The organism is Mesorhizobium sp. ZC-5 (assembly GCF_025753855.1).
In the GTDB taxonomy this organism is placed as follows: Bacteria; Pseudomonadota; Alphaproteobacteria; order Rhizobiales; family Rhizobiaceae; genus Neomesorhizobium.
Map to the genome: position 1 here is coordinate 193,048 of NZ_JAOWPT010000005.1, position 19,563 is coordinate 212,610.

The window sequence follows — 19,563 nt, forward strand, 5'->3', positions numbered from 1 at the left end:
AAAGGGAACCCGGATTTGGCCACATGCGTAAAAGTTTAAACATAGGGTTAACACCCCGGCCTTTCAGGCCTTTTTTCGGCAAGCTCCCCGGCAGGAACCTATAAATGGCAGACATTAACCCGTTGTCCACATGATTGCCGCAGTTTGAGCAATTATCGCTACCAAATCTTAGGAGTGGAATCTCTGATGGCATTGCAGAATTCCAGGGTGGTCGCATTCGACCGTCCGGGTGGCGAATCGTCTGTTCAATCGCAGTCACGTCCGATCGATCTGGCGCATCTTTCGCGTCAGACACTGGGCGACCGCAAGGTCGAGCAGGAAGTGCTCGCGCTGTTCGTGAGCCAAGCTCTGGCGGTCCGCGACAGGATACTTGAGGCAGGTGCCGGCGAACGTTTCCAGCTTGCGCACGGCCTGAAAGGCTCGGCGCGCGGCATCGGCGCGTTTGCGCTGGCCGATTGTGCCGGCGAGATCGAGGCGCATCCCGGCGACCGTGCCGCATTGAAACGGCTGACCTTGCTGATCGACGAGGTCCGTGACTTCATCGCCGCCATCAACCGCTGATATCGTTTCGGCGGAGTTTCCCGCAAATACGCCATCTGGCGGCGCTTTTCGGCCGCAGTTGACTTGCCCGCCGGAGTGATTATCTCGGCGGAAGACTTTTCAGGGCAGTGCTTCCGAGGCCGTCGCATGACCAAGCTTTCTTATATCGCCTTTGACGGCACGCGTTTCGACGTCGAGGCCGAAAACGGCTCGACGGTGATGGAAAACGCCATCCGCAATGCCGTACCAGGCATCGAGGCGGAATGCGGCGGCGCTTGTGCCTGCGCCACCTGCCACGTCTATGTCGACGAGGCTTGGACCGATATTGTCGGCGAGCCCGAGGCGATGGAAGAGGACATGCTCGATTTCGCCTTCGACGTCAGGCCGAATTCGCGGCTGTCCTGTCAGATCAAGGTGCGCGACGAACTCGACGGCCTTGTCGTGCAGGTGCCTGAGCGGCAAGGCTGAGGCTTCCGGTCCAACCACTTTCCACTGCTGGCATGCTGGTCTTGCCGCGCCGCTTCTGAAAGACTGCGGCGCTGGGAGCTTTTAGGATTGCCGGATGAACAGCAGCATCACCACGATCACCAAGACCGACGTCGTGATTATCGGGGCAGGACCGGTTGGCCTGTTCGCAGTCTTCGAACTCGGCCTTTTCGACATGAAATGCCACCTGATCGATATTCTCGACAGGCCGGGCGGGCAGTGCGCGGAGCTTTATCCGGAAAAGCCGATTTACGACATTCCTGCGTGGCCGAAGATTTCCGCGCAGGGTCTGGTCGACCAACTGATGGAACAGATCGCGCCGTTCAGTCCGCAATTCACCTACAACCGCATGGTTTCCGGGCTGGAAAGGCTTGAAGACGGCAGTTTTCGTGTCACCACCGATGAAAACGAGGTGATAGAGGCCAAGATCGTGGTGATCGCGGCCGGCGGGGGCTCGTTCCAGCCGAAGCGGCCGCCGATCCCTGGTATTGAGGCTTACGAAGGCTCAAGCGTCTTCTATTCGGTACGCCGCATGGAGGAGTTTCGCGGGCATGACCTTGTCATCGTCGGCGGCGGCGATTCTGCGCTCGACTGGACACTCAACCTGCAGCCAATCGCAAAAAGCGTCACGCTGGTTCACCGCCGGCCGGAATTCCGCGCCGCACCCGACAGCGTCAACAAGATGTACGCCATGCAGGAGATGAAGCAGCTCGATTTCCAGGTGGGGCAGGTGACGGGCCTGTCGGGCGAGGGTGGTCAACTCAAATCGGCCACCATCAAAGGGCCGGAGGGAGACGTCGAGGTGCCTTGCACGCGCATGCTGCCCTTCTTCGGGCTGACCATGAAGCTTGGCCCGATCGCAGAGTGGGGCCTCAATCTCCACGAAAACCTTATTCCGGTGGACACCGAGAAATTCGAAACCTCCGTTCCCGGCATTTTCGCGGTGGGCGATATCAACTGGTATCCGGGCAAGCTAAAGCTGATCCTGTCGGGCTTCCATGAAGTTGCACTGATGGCACAGGCGGCAAAGCGCATAGTCAGTCCCGGCGAGCGGATCGTGTTCCAATACACGACCTCCTCGACCAGCCTGCAGAAGAAGCTCGGGGTCGCCTGACGGCCCGTGCTATCCATGGTCGGCGATTCATCAATGCGATCAGCCGCTTGCAGGCACTTTCTCACAAGGTGATGGGGTTCGCCATGCGGGTGAACATTTCCATCCGTTTGCGTTTCAGCTTGCCCGGTTTGTAGTCCGTCAGCCAACTGTCGTTGTCGCGCAAAAACAGGCTCGACCTGCTGGTCGCCGCGGCATTGGCCTCCGCGGGACGGCAGCCGAACAGCGCCTCCTGCACGGACCGGAAATAGTAGTGAAAGAAGAGCCGGTTGAATTCGGTGAAATAGATGTCGGCGACGCGTTGCTCGCCACGGATCAAAAGCATGTTCTCGTCGTTGTCGTTGGTCGACGGGTCGGAGAAGTTGGCCGAGCCCGTGACCACGATCGGATCGGCACCGAGCGGGTCCTTCAGCAGGAACTTCGAGTGGACGTAGGCGACATGCTTGTTGAGGCCGAGCCCCAGCGCGTTGGTCTCGCGCGTCCACTGATAAAGCGGGTCGCGCAGGAACGAACCCCAGGCCTGATAGACGTTGTGGCTGGCATTCAAGGGGACGAACGGCGTCCTGGCATTGGCCTTTGCCACGTCGCGCTTCTCCAGTAGCAGGAAGGTGATCGCCGATTGCGCGGTGTTGTTCTTCAGCAGGTCCTTGAACACCTTGTTCACCCCGAAGGCGAGGGTGATGCAGGCGGCATCGCCGGCCTCGTCGATGGCTTTGGCATACATTTGCAGTACTGCCTTGCCGGAGCGCGGGCTGAAGATGGTTGAAACTCCAGCCGGGATCGCCTGCCATCCGGCAGGCACGGCTTCGAGCGCCGCCACCTGTTCACGGAACAGCTTTTTCTTTGCACTGGCCGTCGACCTGTCGTCGCCGTCGGCTGAGCCTGGATCGGAAAGCAGAAGGTTCCAGTAACTCTCGAAGGACGTGGCGATGGCGTTGTCGCGCACCCAATGTCCAACGTTGGTCTGCCCGTGGATGCCGCCTTCGGAAAGATTGGTCGAGCCGGTCCATACCTCGGCCGGTTTTGCCGCGGCACCTTTCAGCAGAACCAGGAACTTGTTGTGCTGGATGTTCGATGGGTTGTTGACGCGCAGGCGGGCGATCTGGGGTTTCAGCCCCTTGGCGTCGACGAGTTTGAGATTTTCGACGCGCGGAAAGCTTTCGTGGAACGTGCCGTCGCTGTCGGTCGATTCATTGACCTTGGCATCAATGATCAGCCGGACGGTGACGCCGCGCGCCACCGCTGCCTTGAGGCGGTCGGCGACCGGTTCGTAGCGGAATTCGTAGAAACAGCCGAGCAGCGTGTCGCCGGCCTTTGCATTGTCGATGAACTTGAAGAATGCGTCGTCGAGGTCGCGGCTCAGCCATTGCAAGGCTTCGTCGCGTTTCTTCTGGGTCGGCTGCTTGTCCGGTCTGAGGTTGTTGAATTTGCGAGCATAGGCCTGGCTGCTGGCGACACCGCGATTGAAGAACACATCGTGCCGCCCCTTGGTGAAAAGCGCTTCCGTCTTTACCGTGATTTCGATGGGTTTCGCCGAGCGGTCGAGGTTCTTCGGCTTTCCCTTGAGGGGATGGAACCAATAGGTGTAGGTGCGATCGGGCTTGCCGGTAAAATCGTCCCAGATGAAGCTCTGCACCGGATGATTGAATGTCGAGACGGTGGTATCTTCCGTCACGGTGGGAATGACGGATTCGAAAACCTTGAAGCCGTACATGAAGTAACGTTCGTTCTCTTTTTGGTCCTCCCGCTCCACGGCAAAGCCAAGCATTCCGACAGTGTCAGCCTCGCTGAAATCGATAGCGAAAGAAACGGTATTCGTTCCACTTACCGCAAAGACACGATATCCACCTGTTTTCTTCGACGAGAAATGCATGACTTTGTCTTTCGGCAATTGTGTGAATGGATATTTGATATAAACACAAAATTTACTTGCTTGAAAAGACAAGAATGCTTCGAAGACATATGCGGCTGCTGAATCAGGTCAGGCGGTATTGCTCGCCTTGAATTTCGCCCTGAACGCCCGTGGGGTCATCATTTTGATGACGCGGAACTGCCGGTTGAAGTTGGCGAGATTGGAATAACCGACGGCTTCGGCGATATGGGCGATCGGGCGATCCGTACCGATCAGCAGCGAGCAGGCTTCGCCGACCCGCAGCCTCGCAACATAGTGCATCACCGTCGTGTTGGTGTGGCGTCGGAAAAGCCTGTGTAGCGCGGACACGCTGAGGAAGGCGATGCCGGCAAGTTCGGGGATCGAGATTTCGTCCTGATAGTGCGTGTGGATGTGCGCCAGGATGCGATCAATGCGCTGCCGGTCGGCGGGAGCGGCGGGACTGCGCCCGACTGCCAGGCTCGCCAGCTGTTGCGGCGCTGGATCGCGGGTCAGCGCGGTCAATACCTGCATCAGAGCCAGCAGGCGCTGGTCAGGCGGCAAATCCGGCATCGCCTCGATTGCGGGACGGACTTCGCGGATCGCTTCCCTCGAAAAAGCCAGACCGCGGCCTGCCCCGCGCAGCATTGCACGGACGGGCGCCAGTTCGGTCAGAAGATCGGCAAGCGGTTCGGCCCATTCCGGCGTGAACCACATCACCAGCGCGACGTGCGGCCGTTCCGGATCGATCTTTTCGGCTGAACACCAGGTATGCGGCAGGTTCGGCCCGAGCAGCACGAGGTCGCCATCGTCGTAGCTGCCGATATGATCGCCGATGAAACGCTGGCCGCGGCTGTTAAGCGTCAGCGTCAGCTCGTATTCCGGGTGATGGTGCCATTGGAACGGGATTTCCGTTTCCAGTCGGCGGTTGAGCAGCGTCCATGACGTGCCTTCCGCGACGGTCACTTTCTCCAGAAGCGGGCGCAAATCCTCTCCCTTCGTGCCAATTGACGCTTCAATCGTGCTTTTGACGCCATAATAGTATCAGTTGTTGCGTCTCCTCGCCAACACGGCTTTTTCGCCGGCATTATGTTGGGCATCAAGATTTCAGTGGAGGAAACGAAATGAGCGCAGCCCTCGACGTCAGGACCGACAGCCATCCGACAACCCGCCGGGTGACGACGCAGCTCAAGGACATCCAAAAAAAACTGCCGCTCCGGGTGCTCTCACCGGAGGACTGGAAGCACTGGACGACCAACGGTTATGTGATCGTTCGCAATGCCGTGCCTGCGGAAAATGTAAAGCGTTTGACCGATTTGCTCTGGGAATTCCAGGAGATGGATCCGAACGACCCGGAGAGCTGGTACAAGCCGCAATTGCGCGACCACGCCATGAAAGAGTTGAACAACACCGGCATGGTCGAGATCTACAATCATCAGTATCTCTGGGATAACCGCCAGAATACCCGTGTTTATGACGCTTTCGTCGACATATGGGATACGGAGGAGCTCTGGGTCACCATCGACCGCGCCAACCTCAACCCGCCCAACAGGGGCGCCCGCTCGACGAACGGCTTCATCCACTGGGACGCCGACACCTCGCTGAAGCCGCTGCCGATCGGCGTGCAGGGCGTACTGTCGCTGATCAAGCAGGACGGCGACGTTGGCGGCTTCCAGTGCATTCCGGAATTGTTCCAGAACCTCGAGGAATGGATCAAGACGCAGCCGGCTGACCGCAATCCGAAGGCGCCTAACATCGAAGGCTTCGAGATCGCCAACATCAGCATGAACCCCGGCGACCTCCTGATCTTCAACAGCCTGCTCGCCCACGGCATTCGGCCGAACCGCTCCGAAAACCGTGTCCGCATGGCCCAATACATCGCCATGCAGCCGGCCGAGGAGGAAAACGCCGAGGAGCGCCAGATCCGTATCGACAGCTGGAAGAACCGCGAATCGCCGAAGCGGGCGGCTTTTCCGGGCGATCCGCGCGAATGGGAAAAAAACCGCTATGAAACCGCCAGGCTCAGCGACCTCGGCGAAAAGTTGCTCGGCTTGAAGAATTGGAGCTAAGGGTTTGCTGGCGAAGGAGTTTTCTCTTTCGCCAGCAATGACTTCTCAACCCGGCTTTTTAGCGGCCTCGATGCGCTCCATACGGTAGCGCAGCAGCCGGATGATGCGGCTTTCGAAATTGATGCCTTCCACCTTGTCGAAGGCATCCTGCGCGCGATCGTGCCGCTCGAGTATCTTTTCGGATGTCGTTTTTGCCTTGGCCGCGGCGATCTGGCAGTTCTTTTGCCGGCCGATCGCCTTCAATGCCTGTTCAAGCTCGCGAGCGTGGTTCTTGGCGATCACCACGTGGCTTTCCTCGTGCCGCTTGATGTCGGAAGAAAGCGTATCCCAGATCAGTCGCGTGTCGCCATCCGCCCTGGCGCGCTGCCGCCAACGCGGCAGGATCATCTTCGCACGCACGCTCACCGCGGCCTTGACGATCGTGCAGCTGCCCTTTTTTTCGGCGTAAGCCAGACGTGTCGTGAACTCCATCTGGGTGGCGCCAGGATGTCGCCGGCCGGTGCTTTTCACCTGCGGGCCGCGTTTGACCAGTTCTTCTTCGATCTCTTCCAGCGTTTTGCCGCCGATGGAGAAATAGCTATAGGTCTTGTTGAGGCTGGCGGCCGCCGTGGGCATCATCATGCCGGCGACAAAAAGGATGGTAAGCGGAAATCTGGAGAGCATGCGCCGCCTCGTTTTCCCGACCATGCGCCAGCACTCCTCTCCAGGCAATTAAAATTCCCGGCACTCGCGTTTTTTGCCTTGTGTTGATCGGTTGCGCGGATTCTCTAGGATGATCGACCATTGGTCCGATTGCCCGAGTCCGCCATGCACCCCGAGCCTCCCGCCGTCGACGTCTTCGTCCACATCCGCATTGTGATGGGGATGGTGATCGGTCTCGGCATAACGCGGCTTCTGACCGGCGCCGCCCGCTTTGTTCAGCATCCCGGCAAGGATCGCATATACATCGTGCATCTCGGCTGGGTTCTGTCGCTTCTGCTGATGCTCGTGCATTTCTGGTGGTGGGAATTCGGCCTGTCTCACCTCGGCGAATGGACGTTTCAAGTCTATCTCTTCCTGATCGGCTACGCCATTCTCCTGTTCCTGATGTGCACGCTGCTGTTTCCCGACAACATCGCGGAATATTCGGGTTATGAGGAATTCTTCATTTCGAGGCGGCGATGGTTCTTCGGTCTGCTCGCGATCACTTTTCTGTTCGACCTCGTAGACACACTGATCAAGGGGCGTGCGCATTTCGAAGAGTTCGGACTGGAATACATGATCCGCACTCCAGCCTATGTGCTGCTTTGTCTGGTCGCTATGCAGGTATCGGATCGGCGTTTCCACCTCGCCTTTGTGGCAGCCAGTCTCATCTACCAGATTTCCTTCATTTTCAGGCTGTTCGACACGCCGAATTGAGGCTGGCGATCCCTAGACGGTACCTTTTGCCACTTGATTTTTGAGCCGGCGCAGCGACAAGAAGCCGGCACGGACGCGCTGGACCTTTCGACATGACACGCTGGCAACTCGCGCATGGGCGCCATCTCGATCTCGGCGCGACAGCGCTGGTGATGGGCATTCTCAACGTCACGCCCGACAGTTTTTCCGACGGCGGCAAGTTCGACGTGCTGGACGCCGCGCTCGCGCAGGCCGAACGCATGGTCGGCGAGGGTGCCGCGATCGTCGATGTCGGCGGCGAATCGACCCGGCCCGGAGCAGTCCAGGTGACCGCTGAAGAAGAGCAGTCGCGCATCCTGCCGGTCATCGAAGCGTTGTCTTCCGCGGGCAAGGCCCTGATCTCCGTCGATACCTATCGCGAGGAGACCGCGCGGCTGGCGGTTGCCGCTGGTGCGCATATCGTCAACGACGTGCATGGGCTGCAGCGCGAACCCGGCATCGCGAAAGTCGCGGCCGAGACTGGCGCCGGGCTGGTCATCATGCACACCGGCCGCGATCGCGAAAAACTCGCCGATGTCATCGCCGACCAGTTCCTCTTCCTCGAAAAATCGCTTGAGATTGCGCGGCTTGCCGGTGTCGCCGAGGAGCAGATCGTGCTCGATCCCGGCTTCGGCTTCGCCAAGGATTATGAAGAAAACCTGCAGCTCATGGCAAGGTTCGAGGAATTGCGCGGGCTTGGTCGTCCCTGGATGATCGGTACGTCGCGGAAGCGGCTGGTAGGCCACGTCACTGGTCGCGATCCTGAAACCCGCGATCCGGGAACCGCCGCGACCAGCGTCATTCTCAGGCTGAAAGGGGCGGCCCTTTTTCGGGTGCACAATGTCGCAATGAATATCGATGCGCTGGTTTTCGCCGATGCTATGCTCGAACGGCAGCGTTAGGGGGGATCAGCGTGCGAGAAATGCTGTCGAACGATTTGAAGAGTCGATGTTTTTCGGCTGTTGGCCCCATCTTCGGAAATCGAGGCCACCTTGCCTGAAATCAGCCCCGAGCGCGCTTTTCTCAGCCTTGGCGGCAATCTCGGCGAGCCGGCCCAGGCGATGGGTGCGGCGTTGCGGATGCTCGATTCGGAGCCGCATATCGATGTCGTTGCGGTGTCGTCGCTTTACCGCACGCCGCCGTGGGGCAAGATAGATCAGCCGGATTTCCTCAATGCCGCTGCCGAACTGCGGACGACGCTTACGCCGCGCGGGCTGCTCGATGTCTGCCTTGAAGCCGAACGCCGCCTGAAGCGGGTACGCAAAGAGCGCTGGGGGCCGCGCCTCATCGACATGGACATACTGGCTTTCGGGGACAGCAAGATCCATGAAGCGGGGCTTGAGATACCGCATCCGCGCATGCTGGAGCGGGCTTTCGTGCTTGTACCGCTTGCCGAGATTGCCGGGGATTTCGTGATCGAGGGCCTCTCCGTGGGCAACCATCTCACAAATCTCGACGCCAGCGGGATCGAACGTCTTCCTGACCGTGATTGGTGGAAGAGCTGATGGGCCGTGGTTCGGCCGGTTACTGTCAGGCCAGGACGAATTCCAGGCCTACTGCGCGGCATTCGGCGAATCCTCTAGGACGGCCGCGGTCTCCTCGTTGAGCGCACGCCCGGCGCGGCGAGGCGGGGTCAGCGGGGTCGGCACCGGCATGTTGCCTTTCAGCAGCTTGCCGGCAGCCACAACGGGGTCGATGCCGGCCAGTTGTTCGTCGAACCTCGCCTGGTCGCGGCGTCGGACATCCTCGATGACTTCCGCCGCTTCGGCTTCGTCGACGCCAAGCGCTTTCAATGTATTCTCGCCGAACATGAGCGCGGATTCGAATGTTTCGCGCACCTGGAAATCGACGCCTGCGTTGATGAGCTGCAGCGATACACCTCGGTCATAAGAACGCGCCAGCACCTGAAGCAGGGGATATTCGTGGCGCAACAGCGTCGCTATCTGCACCGCGACATCGCCCTTGTCGACGCAGATCAGCACGGCGTTGGCGCGGCCGGCGCCGGCGGCATGCAGAATGTCCAGCCGGGTGCCATCGCCATAATAAACCTTGAAGCCGAACGTGGCGGCCGCCTGGATCATCTCCACGTCGTTGTCGATGATCGAGACATCGATTCCGCGCAGCAGCAACGGTTGGCTGGCGATCTGGCCGAAACGCCCGAAGCCGATAACAAGCACGCTGCCGGTCAGCCCATCGGCTACCTCGATGCCATCCAGTGACGGCTCGTCTTTCGGCGTGAAGTAGCGCAACACGATAATCGCCAGCGGCGTCAGCACCATGGAGATGATGATGATGGCGGTGAGGATTGCATTTGCTTCGCCGTCGATGATGCCAACTGCCGTCGCCGCCGCGTAGAGCACGAATGCGAATTCGCCACCTTGCGCCATCACCACGGCCCGTTCGAGCGCTTCCCGGTGATCCGACTTGAGAATACGCGCAACGGCATAGATGCCGGCGCCCTTCACGATCATGTAAGCGGCAACGTAGAGGGCGACGGTATGCCAGTTGGCGGCGACAACCGAGAGGTCCAGCGCCATGCCGACCGCCAGGAAGAATAGGCCGAGCAGGATGCCGCGGAACGGCTCGATGTCGGCTTCGAGCTGGTGCCGGAATGATGATTCCGACAAGAGCACGCCTGCGAGGAACGCGCCCATCGCCATTGAGAGGCCACCCAACTGCATGGCGAGCGCGGAACCCAGCACCACCAGCAATGCCGCTGCCGTCATCACCTCGCGGGCACGCGAATTGGCCAGGATACGGAAGAATGGATTGAGCAGGTAACGTCCGGCGATCACCAGGCCAAGGATCGACGCGACACCGATGCTGACATCGACCCAGCGCGAGCGCATCGCCGTTTCCGCGGCGTTCGGATCGAGCGGCGCCAGAAAAGCGACAAGCGCCAGCAGTGGAACGATGGCCAGATCCTCCAGCAACAGGATCGACACCATGCGCTGGCCTTTCGGCGCGGCGGTTTCGCCGCTTTCCTCCAGCAATTGCATGACGATCGCCGTCGAGGTCAGCACGAAGCCGGCCCCCGCGACGAAAGAGACGGCGATGGGAAATCCGGTGGCCAGGCCCACACAGGTAAGAAGTACTGCGCAGAGGCCGACCTGGAGCACGCCCAGCCCGAAGATTTCACGTCTGAGCCCCCACAAACGCAGAGGCTGCATCTCCAGCCCGATGATGAACAGGAACATCACCACGCCAAGTTCGGCGACGTGGAGGATCGCCTGGGAATCGCTGAAAAACCCCAATCCGAACGGACCAATGACAAGTCCCGCAGCGAGATAGCCGAGAATCGACCCAAGCCCCAGGCGTTTGAAGATCGGCACCGCGACCACACCGGCCGCAAGGAGTACCACTGCCTGAACCAGGTCGTTTCCAGCTGCCTCTGCCGCCATCGTGAATATGCCCTCGATCTCATTTGTTCGACTTGAGCCTAACTATGCGGAGAGCAGTCGAGGAACGCAATCGACGCGGCGCCGGCCGCATAAGCAAAAAAGCCGGGCATGAGCCCGGCTATATGAAGTCTTGCTAAAAATTCTTACTGCTGGGCGACGGAGCCGACGGCCGCCCCATCGACACGCTTGAGGCTCATGCCGATCACCGGCACCATCTGCTTCTCGACGCGGACGGAAACCGTCACGTTCATGGTGTTCTCGTCGGGTAGGCGGGCCAGCATCGCGCCTTTCAACTGTTTGCGGTTCAGCGACAGCACGACCTTGCGGCCATCAACATTGCCGGCAACGACGTCAAGACCCTTGCCGGCGGCGCCGTCCAGGAATTTTCCGCCATAGCCTTTTCCCTTGCGCTCTACCGTGGCGCTCATCTTCTGAGTGAACACACCGACGCGGCAGGCGCCGTCGAGCGTCATGCCGACCTTCACCTTGGGCGTCGAGCCGGTGAAAGTGCAGGTGAACTTGGTGCCCTTGTACTTGCCGGCGACGATTTCGCCGGGTCCTACCCATTCGCCCTCTACCGATTGGAAGAATTTCTTGTCGCGCTCCGGGCCGTCGGCGGCTTCGCCGATTCCCGTGGTTGCAGTGATGGCCACAAGCGGCAGGAAAGCGGACAGAAATGCGCGTTTCATCAAGGGACACCCGGCAACAGGACTGGAGAATGAACTCGGCCTGACCATGAACAACAATGGTTAATGCTTCGTCTATTCCCCGTGTACGGCGCACCATGCTGCGGTGTGTGAACCGCTGCAAGTTCATTTTTCAGGCTTGGTTACTTCGGCCTGCCGCGCCGTGGCAAAGGAGGTCAGTGCTGAGAGGAAATCGGCCATGCCGGGCCGCCTTACCGCGCTGAAGGGCAGAGGCCGTACTGTCTCCATCGCGGCCATACCGATGCGGGCCGTCATCATGCCGTTGACGACACCTTCGCCGAGCTTTGCCGAAAGCCGCGCGGCAAGCCCGTGACCGACGATCTGCTGGACGAAACTGTCGCTTACCGCAATCGACCCGGTGACGGCGAGATGCGCCAGCACGCTGCGCGCGAGGCGGAAAAAGCCGAGCGTTCCAGGCCGGCCGCCATAGAGTTCCGCCAGTCGGCGGATCAGCCGTCCGGCCTCGAACACGACATAGGCGACATCGACCAGCGCACGGGGGCTGACCGCGGTAACCAGGGAGACGCGCTTTGCTGCATCGAGGATCATCAATTTCGCCTTGGCGTCGAGCGGTGACAGCATCTCGGTCTCGGCGAGGCGCACGAGATTGGCGCCGTCGATGATGTCGTCGCGTAGATCGCCGAGCATGCGGCGCCCGGCGGCCGTCTCCGGTCTGCCGGCAAGCAAAGACGACAATTCGTCGACCACGCCCCGCGCCGCCTTCGGGTCGTCGCGCAGAAGCGCGTCGGCGGCACGGTTGCGCAGTTTTTCGATGGATGCCAGTCGCGACAGTGCAAGCACCTCACGCATGAGAATGACGACGAGTGCCAGCATGGCGATCGCCGCCGCGGCCGTGGCAACCCAACCAAGCCAGTCCGCGCGGGAAAAAAGCTCGCGGATCAGGCTGTCGGTCCAGAGCCCGACCGCCAGCGAGACGAGAATGCCGAAAGCGCCGATGAAGACCGCGCCGAGACGCGAGCGTCGTTTCGGTGCCGTGGCCGGAGGCGGTTCGCTCGTCACCATATCCGGTTCGTCGAACACATCGACGGCGTCGGGCGTTACCACGGTCTTCAGCGCGCGCGGCCTACGCGGTGTCTCCGCTTCCGAAGATCGTGAGGCGGGAGACTGCTGCTTGCGCTCGGGCTCCGGCTCAAGACGAAACGCGGTGGGTTTGCGATTTCCCGTCATGCCAGATGGTCCCCGATGAGGAATTGCAGCGCCCGGTCGAGCCGAATGTGGGGCAAAGACAGCGTCACTCCCTCTGCGGTCTTTTCCAGCTTGGGCGGTCGGAAGCGCACGAAACGCACGGCCGGATCGTCGGATGCCGTGTTCTTGCCTTGCTCGAATACGTCATCAATTTTTGCCGGTAAGTCACCGGGAAATATGGCTGTTTCGGTTTTGCCGTCGAATTTTTCGTCACCAATCGTCTCGCCCTTGAGTGGCGTGCCGATGATTACCGGCAAGGTTTCACGGCCCTGCTTCACTGTTCCTTCGCGTGTGGCGCGGACCGCGGCCATGGCGAGCACGTCCACTTCGGCGCCGGAAAAATTGGCCTTTTTGATCGCCCGATCGGCAAGCCGGCGCACGATCGCCTGCAACCGGTCATGGCTTTCGTGATGCAGGTGATCGGCCTTTGTGGCGGCGACGAGGATGCGATCGATCCGCCGCGAGAAAAGATCGGTCAGGAAACCGCCACGCCCCGGCCGGAAACAGGCTAGGATCTCCATCACCGCGCGCTCGAGGTCAGCCATCGCTCCCGGGCCGGCATTCAGCGCCTGCATGGCGTCGATCAGCACGATCTGCCGGTCGAGACGCGTGATGTGCTCGCGGAAGAACGGTTTTACGACATGCGTCTTGTAGGCCTCGTAGCGGCGCTCCATCATCGCCTGCAGCGAGCCGGAGCGGGCGCGGCCGTCTGCCAGATCCGGCAGCGGAGCGAAGGTCAGCGCCGGCGAACCTTCGAGATCGCCGGGCATTAGGAACCGTCCGGGCGGCAGCGTAGACAGTGCTCGTCCGTCTTCCTTGCAGGCTTTCAGGTATTTCGAAAAACTCTCTGCCAGATTTCGAGCCACCATCTCGTCGGCCGCCGCGGTCGGGTCGATGGTTGCGGACAGTGCGCGCCAATCCGCTGAAAGGTCGGCACGGACCGGAAATTCCGCCATTTCGAAGGCTTCTTTTGAAAATTCGCGGTAGTTTTTTCCCAGAAGTGGCAAATCAAGCAGCCATTCTCCAGGATAATCGACGATATCGATGGAGAGCTTTCCACTCGAAAACAGCCGGCTCCAGCCGGATGCCGATTCATACTCGATGGTTAGCCTCAGCTCGGAAATCGCGCGTGTCGATTCCGGCCAGATGCGGCTCGTCACCAGCGAGTCGATATGATCCTCGTACTGGAATCGCGGCACCGCGTCGTCCGGCTGCTGTTCGAGGAACGCGCGCGAAATACGTCCCGACTTCTGCGCTTCGAACAGCGGCAGCCGCCCTCCGTGGATCAGGTTGTGCACGAAGGAGGAGATAAACACCGTTTTGCCGGCACGGGAGAGGCCGGTCACGCCGAGCCGCAGCGACGGCGACCAAAGTCCCGTTGCGCGTCCAGCCATTGTATCCAGCGCGATGCGCGCCTCGTCGGTATAGGTGGTCAGAGACGCCAAATGCTCGGTTCCGGCCAATCGTGGCTCCCGATATAGGCACTGCGGGCAGGTATGGAAATGGATGTAATTTTCTCAGAGATCGGCGGGCGTAAAAAAGGCTTCGAGATAACCTTTGCCGGGAGCCGCTTCGCCGATGCCGTCGCTGAAGCGGATCACCGCCAGGCCCGAGGTCGGAAAACCGCCGATCATGGCGCCGCGCGCCTGGTCCTCGCCATCGCCCGAAATCGCCATGGCGAGATCTTCCATCATCGGATTGTGTCCGATGATCATCATCGACGCCGCCTGACGCCCGTATTCATGGATGATCGTGAGATAGCCGTAGGCGTCCTCGGAATAGAGCAGGTCCATATAGGAAACACGCCGGTGATCGATGGCCGAATGCCGGAGCAACCCTTCCAGGGTTTCCCGCGCACGTTTGGCCGAAGAACAGAGCACCAATTCGGGCACATAGCCGCAAGCGCGCATGGCTGCACCTGTCGCTTCGGCGTCGGCCTTGCCGGTGGCATCGAGGGGCCGGTCAAAATCCCGCATTCCGGGCTCCGCCCAGCCGGCTTTTGCATGCCTCAAGAGAAAAAGCCTTGTCATGGTCACCGTTGCGGCAGGCGATCCGTATCACCCGAAGACGGTTTAGTAGCGCGAGACACTTCGTGCAACACGGCCCTTAGGCCAAGGTATCGCTCGGATATACGACGGTTATGCACCGAATCATGCTCACGTAGGCATGCAAACTCGGGCGGCATGTCTGCGTTAAGCGCAAGCTAACAAATGCGTGACTCGCGCTCGGATTGATCTTGTGCGGCCTTTGGTCGCCGAATATATAGGCGCCAATTGCGGTGGTAGGGTGAGTCGAATGAACGCAGTCGTTGATGCCCATTACGTACCCTCGGAAGACGAGCCGTTCATGAACGAACGGCAGAAATCGTACTTTCGCTCGAAACTGGTCTCATGGAAGAATGACATTCTGCGCGAAGCGCGTGAAACCCTCGAAATCCTGCAGCAGGAAAACGCCAATCTGCCCGATCTTGCCGATCGCGCTTCGTCTGAAACGGACCGCGCGATCGAACTTCGGGCACGCGATCGCCAGCGCAAGCTGATCGCCAAGATCGACGCCGCGCTTAACAGGATTGACGAGGGCACCTACGGCTATTGCGAAGAAACGGGCGAGCCGATTGCGCTGAAGCGTCTTGACGCCCGGCCGATCGCAACGCTGTCGATCGAAGCGCAGGAACGTCACGAACGCCGCGAAAAGGTCTATCGCGACGACTGACCGGCGCATCGAACCGGAAGAAATGGAAAAGGCGGCACATGTGCCGCCTTTTCCATTTCAAGAGATTTCTGGAGCCTGGGTCTGAATTAGCGTTTGTGGCTGGACAATTCGCCGAGAAGCTTGGTCATCTCGTCCTCGAGCGAAAGCTCCGGTTTTGCCGGTTTCCTGGCGGAACCGTTGTCGAGGCTCACTTCCAGTTCCTCCATTAACGCGTCGTCGATATCGTCGTCGACCTCGACCGGTTGCGGCTTCGCCGCGACCGGCGTTGCCCGCGAGCCGAGATAGTGAGTCTGACCACCTGTATTGACAGCGGCAGGAGCGCGCGCTGGAGCAGGGGGGCGGGTTTCCGGAACGGAATTGTTTGGCGGACGCCCGGGATGCGGGCTTACGAGTTGCGGGGCATGCCGCTCAGGCGCGCGCTGTTGCGGAGGAACCGGTTGAGCCTGTGGGTGGCGCGGCGGCGCTTCGTTCCGCTGCGGTGCAGTCTGTGGAACCTCGGTGGGGCGTGAGCGCTCTGGCTGACGCGGCGGCAGGTCGTGCTCGGTGTGCTGCGCGGGCCTGCGCTGCTGGAACTGAAGCCGGATATCCTGTTCGACCACGACGTCGGTCGGACCACCGATCAGCAGCAGATGTTCGACATCGTCGCGCCGCACCAGCACCAGACGTCGGTGGCTGTCGACGGCGGTTGCATCCATCACCGCAAGCCGCGTCTTGCGATTGCGCCCACCTGCCACGAAGGTTCCAAATGTCAAGTTGCGCACCAACTTGACCACCACCAGAACCACCACAAGCAGAAAAAGTGCAAGCAGGGTCCAAAGCAGCGCCATAGCGTATTCCGGGCCAGCCAGCCCTTCGAGCCACTCCCGCATCGAGCCCTCCAGATGTACGTGCAGCGGCGGCACTCTATGCCGTTGCGGCGGGCGACTGCAAGTTACCATTGCCGCCTTTGCGTCGCCGATGTTAACGCATGCAGAATGAAGCGCAGGTTTTCCCGGGCTTTTTCCGTCGAGGCCTTTTCCGGGCCGATAGAATGTGATTCAACCGGACCCCGGTAGGGGGCACCGGAGCGCCGGGAATCACAGGCAGGCAGATGGCGAGGGAAACCCGCAACGATTTCTATCCGACACCGATCGTCGACCAGAACATGCGCCCAGGCGTTATCACGCGCCTGATCATTTTCATCGTGGTCCTGACCGGTTCGGCGATCGTTTTTGGAATATTCCGCGAGCGCCTTGGCGATCCGTTCCTGCTGGGAATGCTTGGCATCCTGGCGATGATCGGTGTCGGCTATCTTTTCACCACGGCCATAGGTTTCGTGCAGATCGCGCCGCGCTCGACCGCCGACGAACTGTCGAAGTCCTTTGTCGACTCCATGTCGCAGGGCCTGATCGTGACTGACACGAAAGGCCGCATAATTTACGCCAACCGTGCCTATGCGACGATGACCGGAGCCACGTCCGCAGCGGATGTAAAGACGGTTGAAGGATTGCTGTCGGACATAGCTGAGGCTTCGCCCGTCATCTATCGCGTTGCGTCAGGCCTGCGCGATGGTCAGGCCGGCGACGGCGAGTTCCGCCTTCAGCAGGCAATCCGGCCTGGTTCCGAGTCCGGCGCGCATTGGTACCGGGTTCGCGCCCGGACCTTCAGCATACCAAGCCAGCGGCAGCCACTGCTGGCCTGGCAGCTTGCCGACATTTCGGCGGAACGGGCCGAGCAGGAGCGCTTCTTCCTCGATCTGCAGAAGGCGATCGATCATCTCGACCACGCACCGGCCGGGTTTTTCGCGGCCGATCAGGAGGGCCGGGTCACCTACATCAACGCGACGCTTGCCGAATGGCTGGGCCTCGACCTTGCAAGTTTCACGCCTGGCTCGACCAGCCTGCGCGAGATCGTCGCCGGCGACGGCATGGCGCTGATCCGTTCGGTCAAGGCCGATCCGGGCACCACCCGCAACGCCGTCATCGATCTCGATCTCGCCACGGTGAAGGGCGAGGCACTGCCTGTCCGCTTCATGCACCGGGTGACGGCGAGCCGCGAAGGTCTACCCGGCCCGAGCCGCACCATCGTATTGAACCGCACCCAGGGCGAGGATGCGTCCGCCGAACTGCGGGCGGCAGAGGTACGTTTCACGCGGTTTTTCAATTCAACGCCGATGGCGATCGCCGGCGTCGATCAGGACGGCCGCATCGTGCGCACCAACGCGCCGTTCCTGTCGCTTTTCTCGACCGTGGTCGATCGCGACGCCGTCGATCGCCGCGTAAGGCTTGATACCGTCATCCACGATCGCGACCGCATGTCTTTCGCGGCTGCACTCGACAAGGCCAAACAGCACCAGGCGGAAATCGCACCGATCGATACCGTGTTGCCCGACAATGAGGAGCGCCACATGCGCTTCTACGTCAACGCCATCGCCGACGGCGCCGGCGTCGAAGGCGCCGAGGAGGCGGCGATTGTCTATGCCGTCGAGACGACCGAGCAGAAGGCGCTCGAAGGCCAGATGGCGCAGAGTCAGAAGATGCAGGCGGTTGGCCAACTTGCCGGCGGCATCGCGCACGATTTCAACAACGTGCTCACCGCTATCATCATGGCGTCGGACCTTCTGCTCACCAACCATCGGCCGTCGGATCCGTCTTTCCCCGACATCATGAACATCAAGCAGAACGCCAATCGCGCCGCCTCGCTTGTCCGCCAGCTTCTCGCCTTCTCGCGCAAGCAGACCTTGCGGCCGGAAGTGCTCAACCTGACCGACGTGCTGGCCGACCTCAGGATGTTGCTGTCTCGCCTGGTCGGCAATGGAATCAAGCTGCGCGTCGATCACGGCCGAGACCTCTGGCCGGTCAAGGCGGACATCGGCCAGTTCGAGCAGGTGATCGTCAACCTTGTCGTGAACGCCCGCGACGCCATGCCGGATGGCGGCGAACTGGTCATCCGCACCAAGAACCTTACCGCGGAGGAGAGCAAATCTTTTGCTTTCCGAGAACTCGTGCCGGCCGACTATGCATTGGTCGAGGTCGAGGACAGCGGCACGGGCATAGCGCCGGACACGCTGAAGAAAATTTTCGAGCCGTTCTTCACCACCAAGGAGGTCGGCAAGGGAACCGGGCTCGGCCTGTCGATGGTCTATGGCATCATCAAACAAACCGGCGGCTTCATTTTCTGCACCTCCGATGTCGGCTCTGGCACGGTCTTTCACATTTTCCTTCCCCGCCATGTCGCCGAAACGAAAGCTCAGAGCGCGGATCCGAAAGGCGAGGCGGTCGCCGCCACTCCGAAAATTCCCGATGCCGCCAAGGATTTGTCAGGCTCCGCCACCGTGCTGCTGGTCGAGGATGAGGACGCAGTCAGAATGGGCGGCATGCGGGCGCTCACCTCGCGCGGTTATACGGTGCACGAGGCATCGTCGGGCGTCGAGGCGCTGGAAATTTTCAACGAGCTGAACGGCAAGGTCGACATCGTCGTTTCCGATGTCGTCATGCCCGAAATGGACGGGCCGACCTTGCTCGGTGAACTGCGCAAGCTGCAGCCGGACATCAAGTTCGTGTTCGTGTCCGGCTATGCCGAGGATGCTTTCGCCAAGAACCTGCCGGAAGATGCCAAATTCGGCTTCCTGCCCAAGCCTTTCTCGCTGAAGCAGCTGGCGACCGTGGTGAAGGATGTTCTGGAAGCTGAGTAGCCCAACCAGGCTATTCCGGCACCTTCACACTGATTTCGATCGACGCATACCAGGCCGCCAGGTTGGCGATGTCCTGGTCGGACAGGTCCTTGGCCACCACCGTCATCATCTCGTTTTCCCGTTTGCCGGATCGGAAGGACTTCAACTGCGTCTGCAGGTAGATGTCGCTTTCGCCGGCGAGATGCGGCGCCACCGGCATTTTGGCGATGCCGTCGATGCCGTGGCAAACCTGGCACTTCTGCGCGGCGAGAGCGCGGCCGGCTTTGGCGTCGGCGGCATGGGATGGTGCCGCCAACATGGAAGCCACCGCGACAAGGCATAGGCGGAGTTTTTTCATGAACTTCGGTCCGGTGAAAAGTTTGCTCCGGCCGA

General features: G+C 60.6%; 19 protein-coding genes. 9 read left to right on the plus strand and 10 right to left on the minus strand.

The features are described 5' to 3' along the window. Window positions 1-192 precede the first annotated feature (192 nt). The 3 genes from OHD58_RS15960 (at window position 193) to OHD58_RS15970 (ending at window position 2,140) form a co-directional block, all read left to right on the plus strand. A complete protein-coding gene (locus tag OHD58_RS15960) occupies window positions 193-561 on the plus strand; it encodes an Hpt domain-containing protein (RefSeq protein WP_412177231.1) in 369 nt (122 codons plus the stop codon). Between the two features lie 126 nt (window positions 562-687). Next, on the plus strand, window positions 688-1,008 hold the full coding sequence (locus OHD58_RS15965) for a (2Fe-2S)-binding protein (RefSeq protein ID WP_263804409.1): 321 nt from the start codon (window positions 688-690) through the stop codon (window positions 1,006-1,008). A gap of 106 nt (window positions 1,009-1,114) precedes the next feature. Beyond that, window positions 1,115-2,140 carry an NAD(P)/FAD-dependent oxidoreductase gene (locus OHD58_RS15970; RefSeq protein WP_263804689.1) on the plus strand — a complete coding sequence of 342 codons (1,026 nt, stop codon included), beginning with the start codon at window positions 1,115-1,117 and terminating at the stop codon, window positions 2,138-2,140. Between the two features lie 61 nt (window positions 2,141-2,201). On the opposite strand, the gene OHD58_RS15975 is transcribed toward OHD58_RS15970, so the two are convergent. Then, the gene (locus OHD58_RS15975; protein ID WP_263804410.1) at window positions 2,202-3,905 is read right to left on the minus strand and encodes a phospholipase D-like domain-containing protein; all 1,704 of its coding nucleotides are present in this window, start codon (window positions 3,903-3,905) and stop codon (window positions 2,202-2,204) included. Between the two features lie 213 nt (window positions 3,906-4,118). Next, on the minus strand, window positions 4,119-4,994 hold the full coding sequence (locus OHD58_RS15980) for an AraC family transcriptional regulator (protein ID WP_263804411.1): 876 nt from the start codon (window positions 4,992-4,994) through the stop codon (window positions 4,119-4,121). A 137-nt stretch (window positions 4,995-5,131) separates the two neighbouring features. Between OHD58_RS15980 and OHD58_RS15985 the strand changes: the two genes are divergently transcribed. After that, window positions 5,132-6,076: a phytanoyl-CoA dioxygenase family protein gene (locus OHD58_RS15985; protein WP_263804412.1), complete on the plus strand. Its 945-nt coding sequence runs from the start codon at window positions 5,132-5,134 to the stop codon at window positions 6,074-6,076. Between the two features lie 45 nt (window positions 6,077-6,121). On the opposite strand, the gene OHD58_RS15990 is transcribed toward OHD58_RS15985, so the two are convergent. Then, window positions 6,122-6,739: a DUF922 domain-containing Zn-dependent protease gene (locus OHD58_RS15990; protein WP_263804413.1), complete on the minus strand. Its 618-nt coding sequence runs from the start codon at window positions 6,737-6,739 to the stop codon at window positions 6,122-6,124. A gap of 144 nt (window positions 6,740-6,883) precedes the next feature. Between OHD58_RS15990 and OHD58_RS15995 the strand changes: the two genes are divergently transcribed. The 3 genes from OHD58_RS15995 to folK all read left to right on the plus strand — a co-directional run bounded on the left by OHD58_RS15995 (window position 6,884) and on the right by folK (window position 8,997). Then, window positions 6,884-7,474, plus strand: coding sequence for a hypothetical protein (locus OHD58_RS15995; RefSeq protein ID WP_263804414.1), 591 nt, complete (start codon window positions 6,884-6,886; stop codon window positions 7,472-7,474). A gap of 92 nt (window positions 7,475-7,566) precedes the next feature. Further along, a complete protein-coding gene (folP, locus tag OHD58_RS16000) occupies window positions 7,567-8,394 on the plus strand; it encodes a dihydropteroate synthase (RefSeq protein ID WP_263804415.1) in 828 nt (275 codons plus the stop codon). A 90-nt stretch (window positions 8,395-8,484) separates the two neighbouring features. Beyond that, complete coding sequence (folK, locus tag OHD58_RS16005) at window positions 8,485-8,997, plus strand: 2-amino-4-hydroxy-6-hydroxymethyldihydropteridine diphosphokinase (protein WP_263804416.1); 513 nt, start codon at window positions 8,485-8,487, stop codon at window positions 8,995-8,997. 48 nt (window positions 8,998-9,045) lie between these two features. Here the strand turns inward: folK and OHD58_RS16010 are convergent, their stop codons facing one another. From OHD58_RS16010 to OHD58_RS16030, 5 genes are all read right to left on the minus strand, one after another. Continuing rightward, window positions 9,046-10,893 (minus strand): monovalent cation:proton antiporter-2 (CPA2) family protein, encoded by a 1,848-nt coding sequence (locus OHD58_RS16010; protein ID WP_263804417.1) that lies wholly within the window; start codon window positions 10,891-10,893, stop codon window positions 9,046-9,048. 143 nt (window positions 10,894-11,036) lie between these two features. Next, window positions 11,037-11,582, minus strand: a complete 546-nt coding sequence (locus OHD58_RS16015; RefSeq protein WP_263804418.1) for a hypothetical protein — start codon at window positions 11,580-11,582, stop codon at window positions 11,037-11,039. A gap of 123 nt (window positions 11,583-11,705) precedes the next feature. After that, the gene (locus OHD58_RS16020) at window positions 11,706-12,788 is read right to left on the minus strand and encodes a YcjF family protein (protein WP_263804419.1); all 1,083 of its coding nucleotides are present in this window, start codon (window positions 12,786-12,788) and stop codon (window positions 11,706-11,708) included. Next, on the minus strand, window positions 12,785-14,200 hold the full coding sequence (locus tag OHD58_RS16025; protein ID WP_412177232.1) for a YcjX family protein: 1,416 nt from the start codon (window positions 14,198-14,200) through the stop codon (window positions 12,785-12,787). The genes OHD58_RS16020 and OHD58_RS16025 overlap by 4 nt, the downstream gene beginning before the upstream one ends. A gap of 123 nt (window positions 14,201-14,323) precedes the next feature. After that, entirely contained in the window at window positions 14,324-14,836 is a 513-nt protein-coding gene (locus OHD58_RS16030; RefSeq protein WP_263804421.1) for a SixA phosphatase family protein, read from the minus strand. Between the two features lie 265 nt (window positions 14,837-15,101). Here OHD58_RS16030 and dksA point away from each other — a divergent pair, with 265 nt between their 5' ends. After that, the gene (gene dksA / locus OHD58_RS16035; protein WP_263804422.1) at window positions 15,102-15,518 is read left to right on the plus strand and encodes an RNA polymerase-binding protein DksA; all 417 of its coding nucleotides are present in this window, start codon (window positions 15,102-15,104) and stop codon (window positions 15,516-15,518) included. A gap of 86 nt (window positions 15,519-15,604) precedes the next feature. On the opposite strand, the gene OHD58_RS16040 is transcribed toward dksA, so the two are convergent. Continuing rightward, window positions 15,605-16,387, minus strand: coding sequence for a flagellar biosynthetic protein FliO (locus OHD58_RS16040; RefSeq protein ID WP_263804423.1), 783 nt, complete (start codon window positions 16,385-16,387; stop codon window positions 15,605-15,607). A 221-nt stretch (window positions 16,388-16,608) separates the two neighbouring features. On the opposite strand from OHD58_RS16040, the gene cckA reads away from it, so the two are divergent. Beyond that, entirely contained in the window at window positions 16,609-19,191 is a 2,583-nt protein-coding gene (cckA, locus tag OHD58_RS16045) for a cell cycle histidine kinase CckA (RefSeq protein ID WP_263804424.1), read from the plus strand. 10 nt (window positions 19,192-19,201) lie between these two features. Here the strand turns inward: cckA and OHD58_RS16050 are convergent, their stop codons facing one another. Then, window positions 19,202-19,528: a c-type cytochrome gene (locus OHD58_RS16050; RefSeq protein WP_263804425.1), complete on the minus strand. Its 327-nt coding sequence runs from the start codon at window positions 19,526-19,528 to the stop codon at window positions 19,202-19,204. Window positions 19,529-19,563 lie beyond the last annotated feature (35 nt).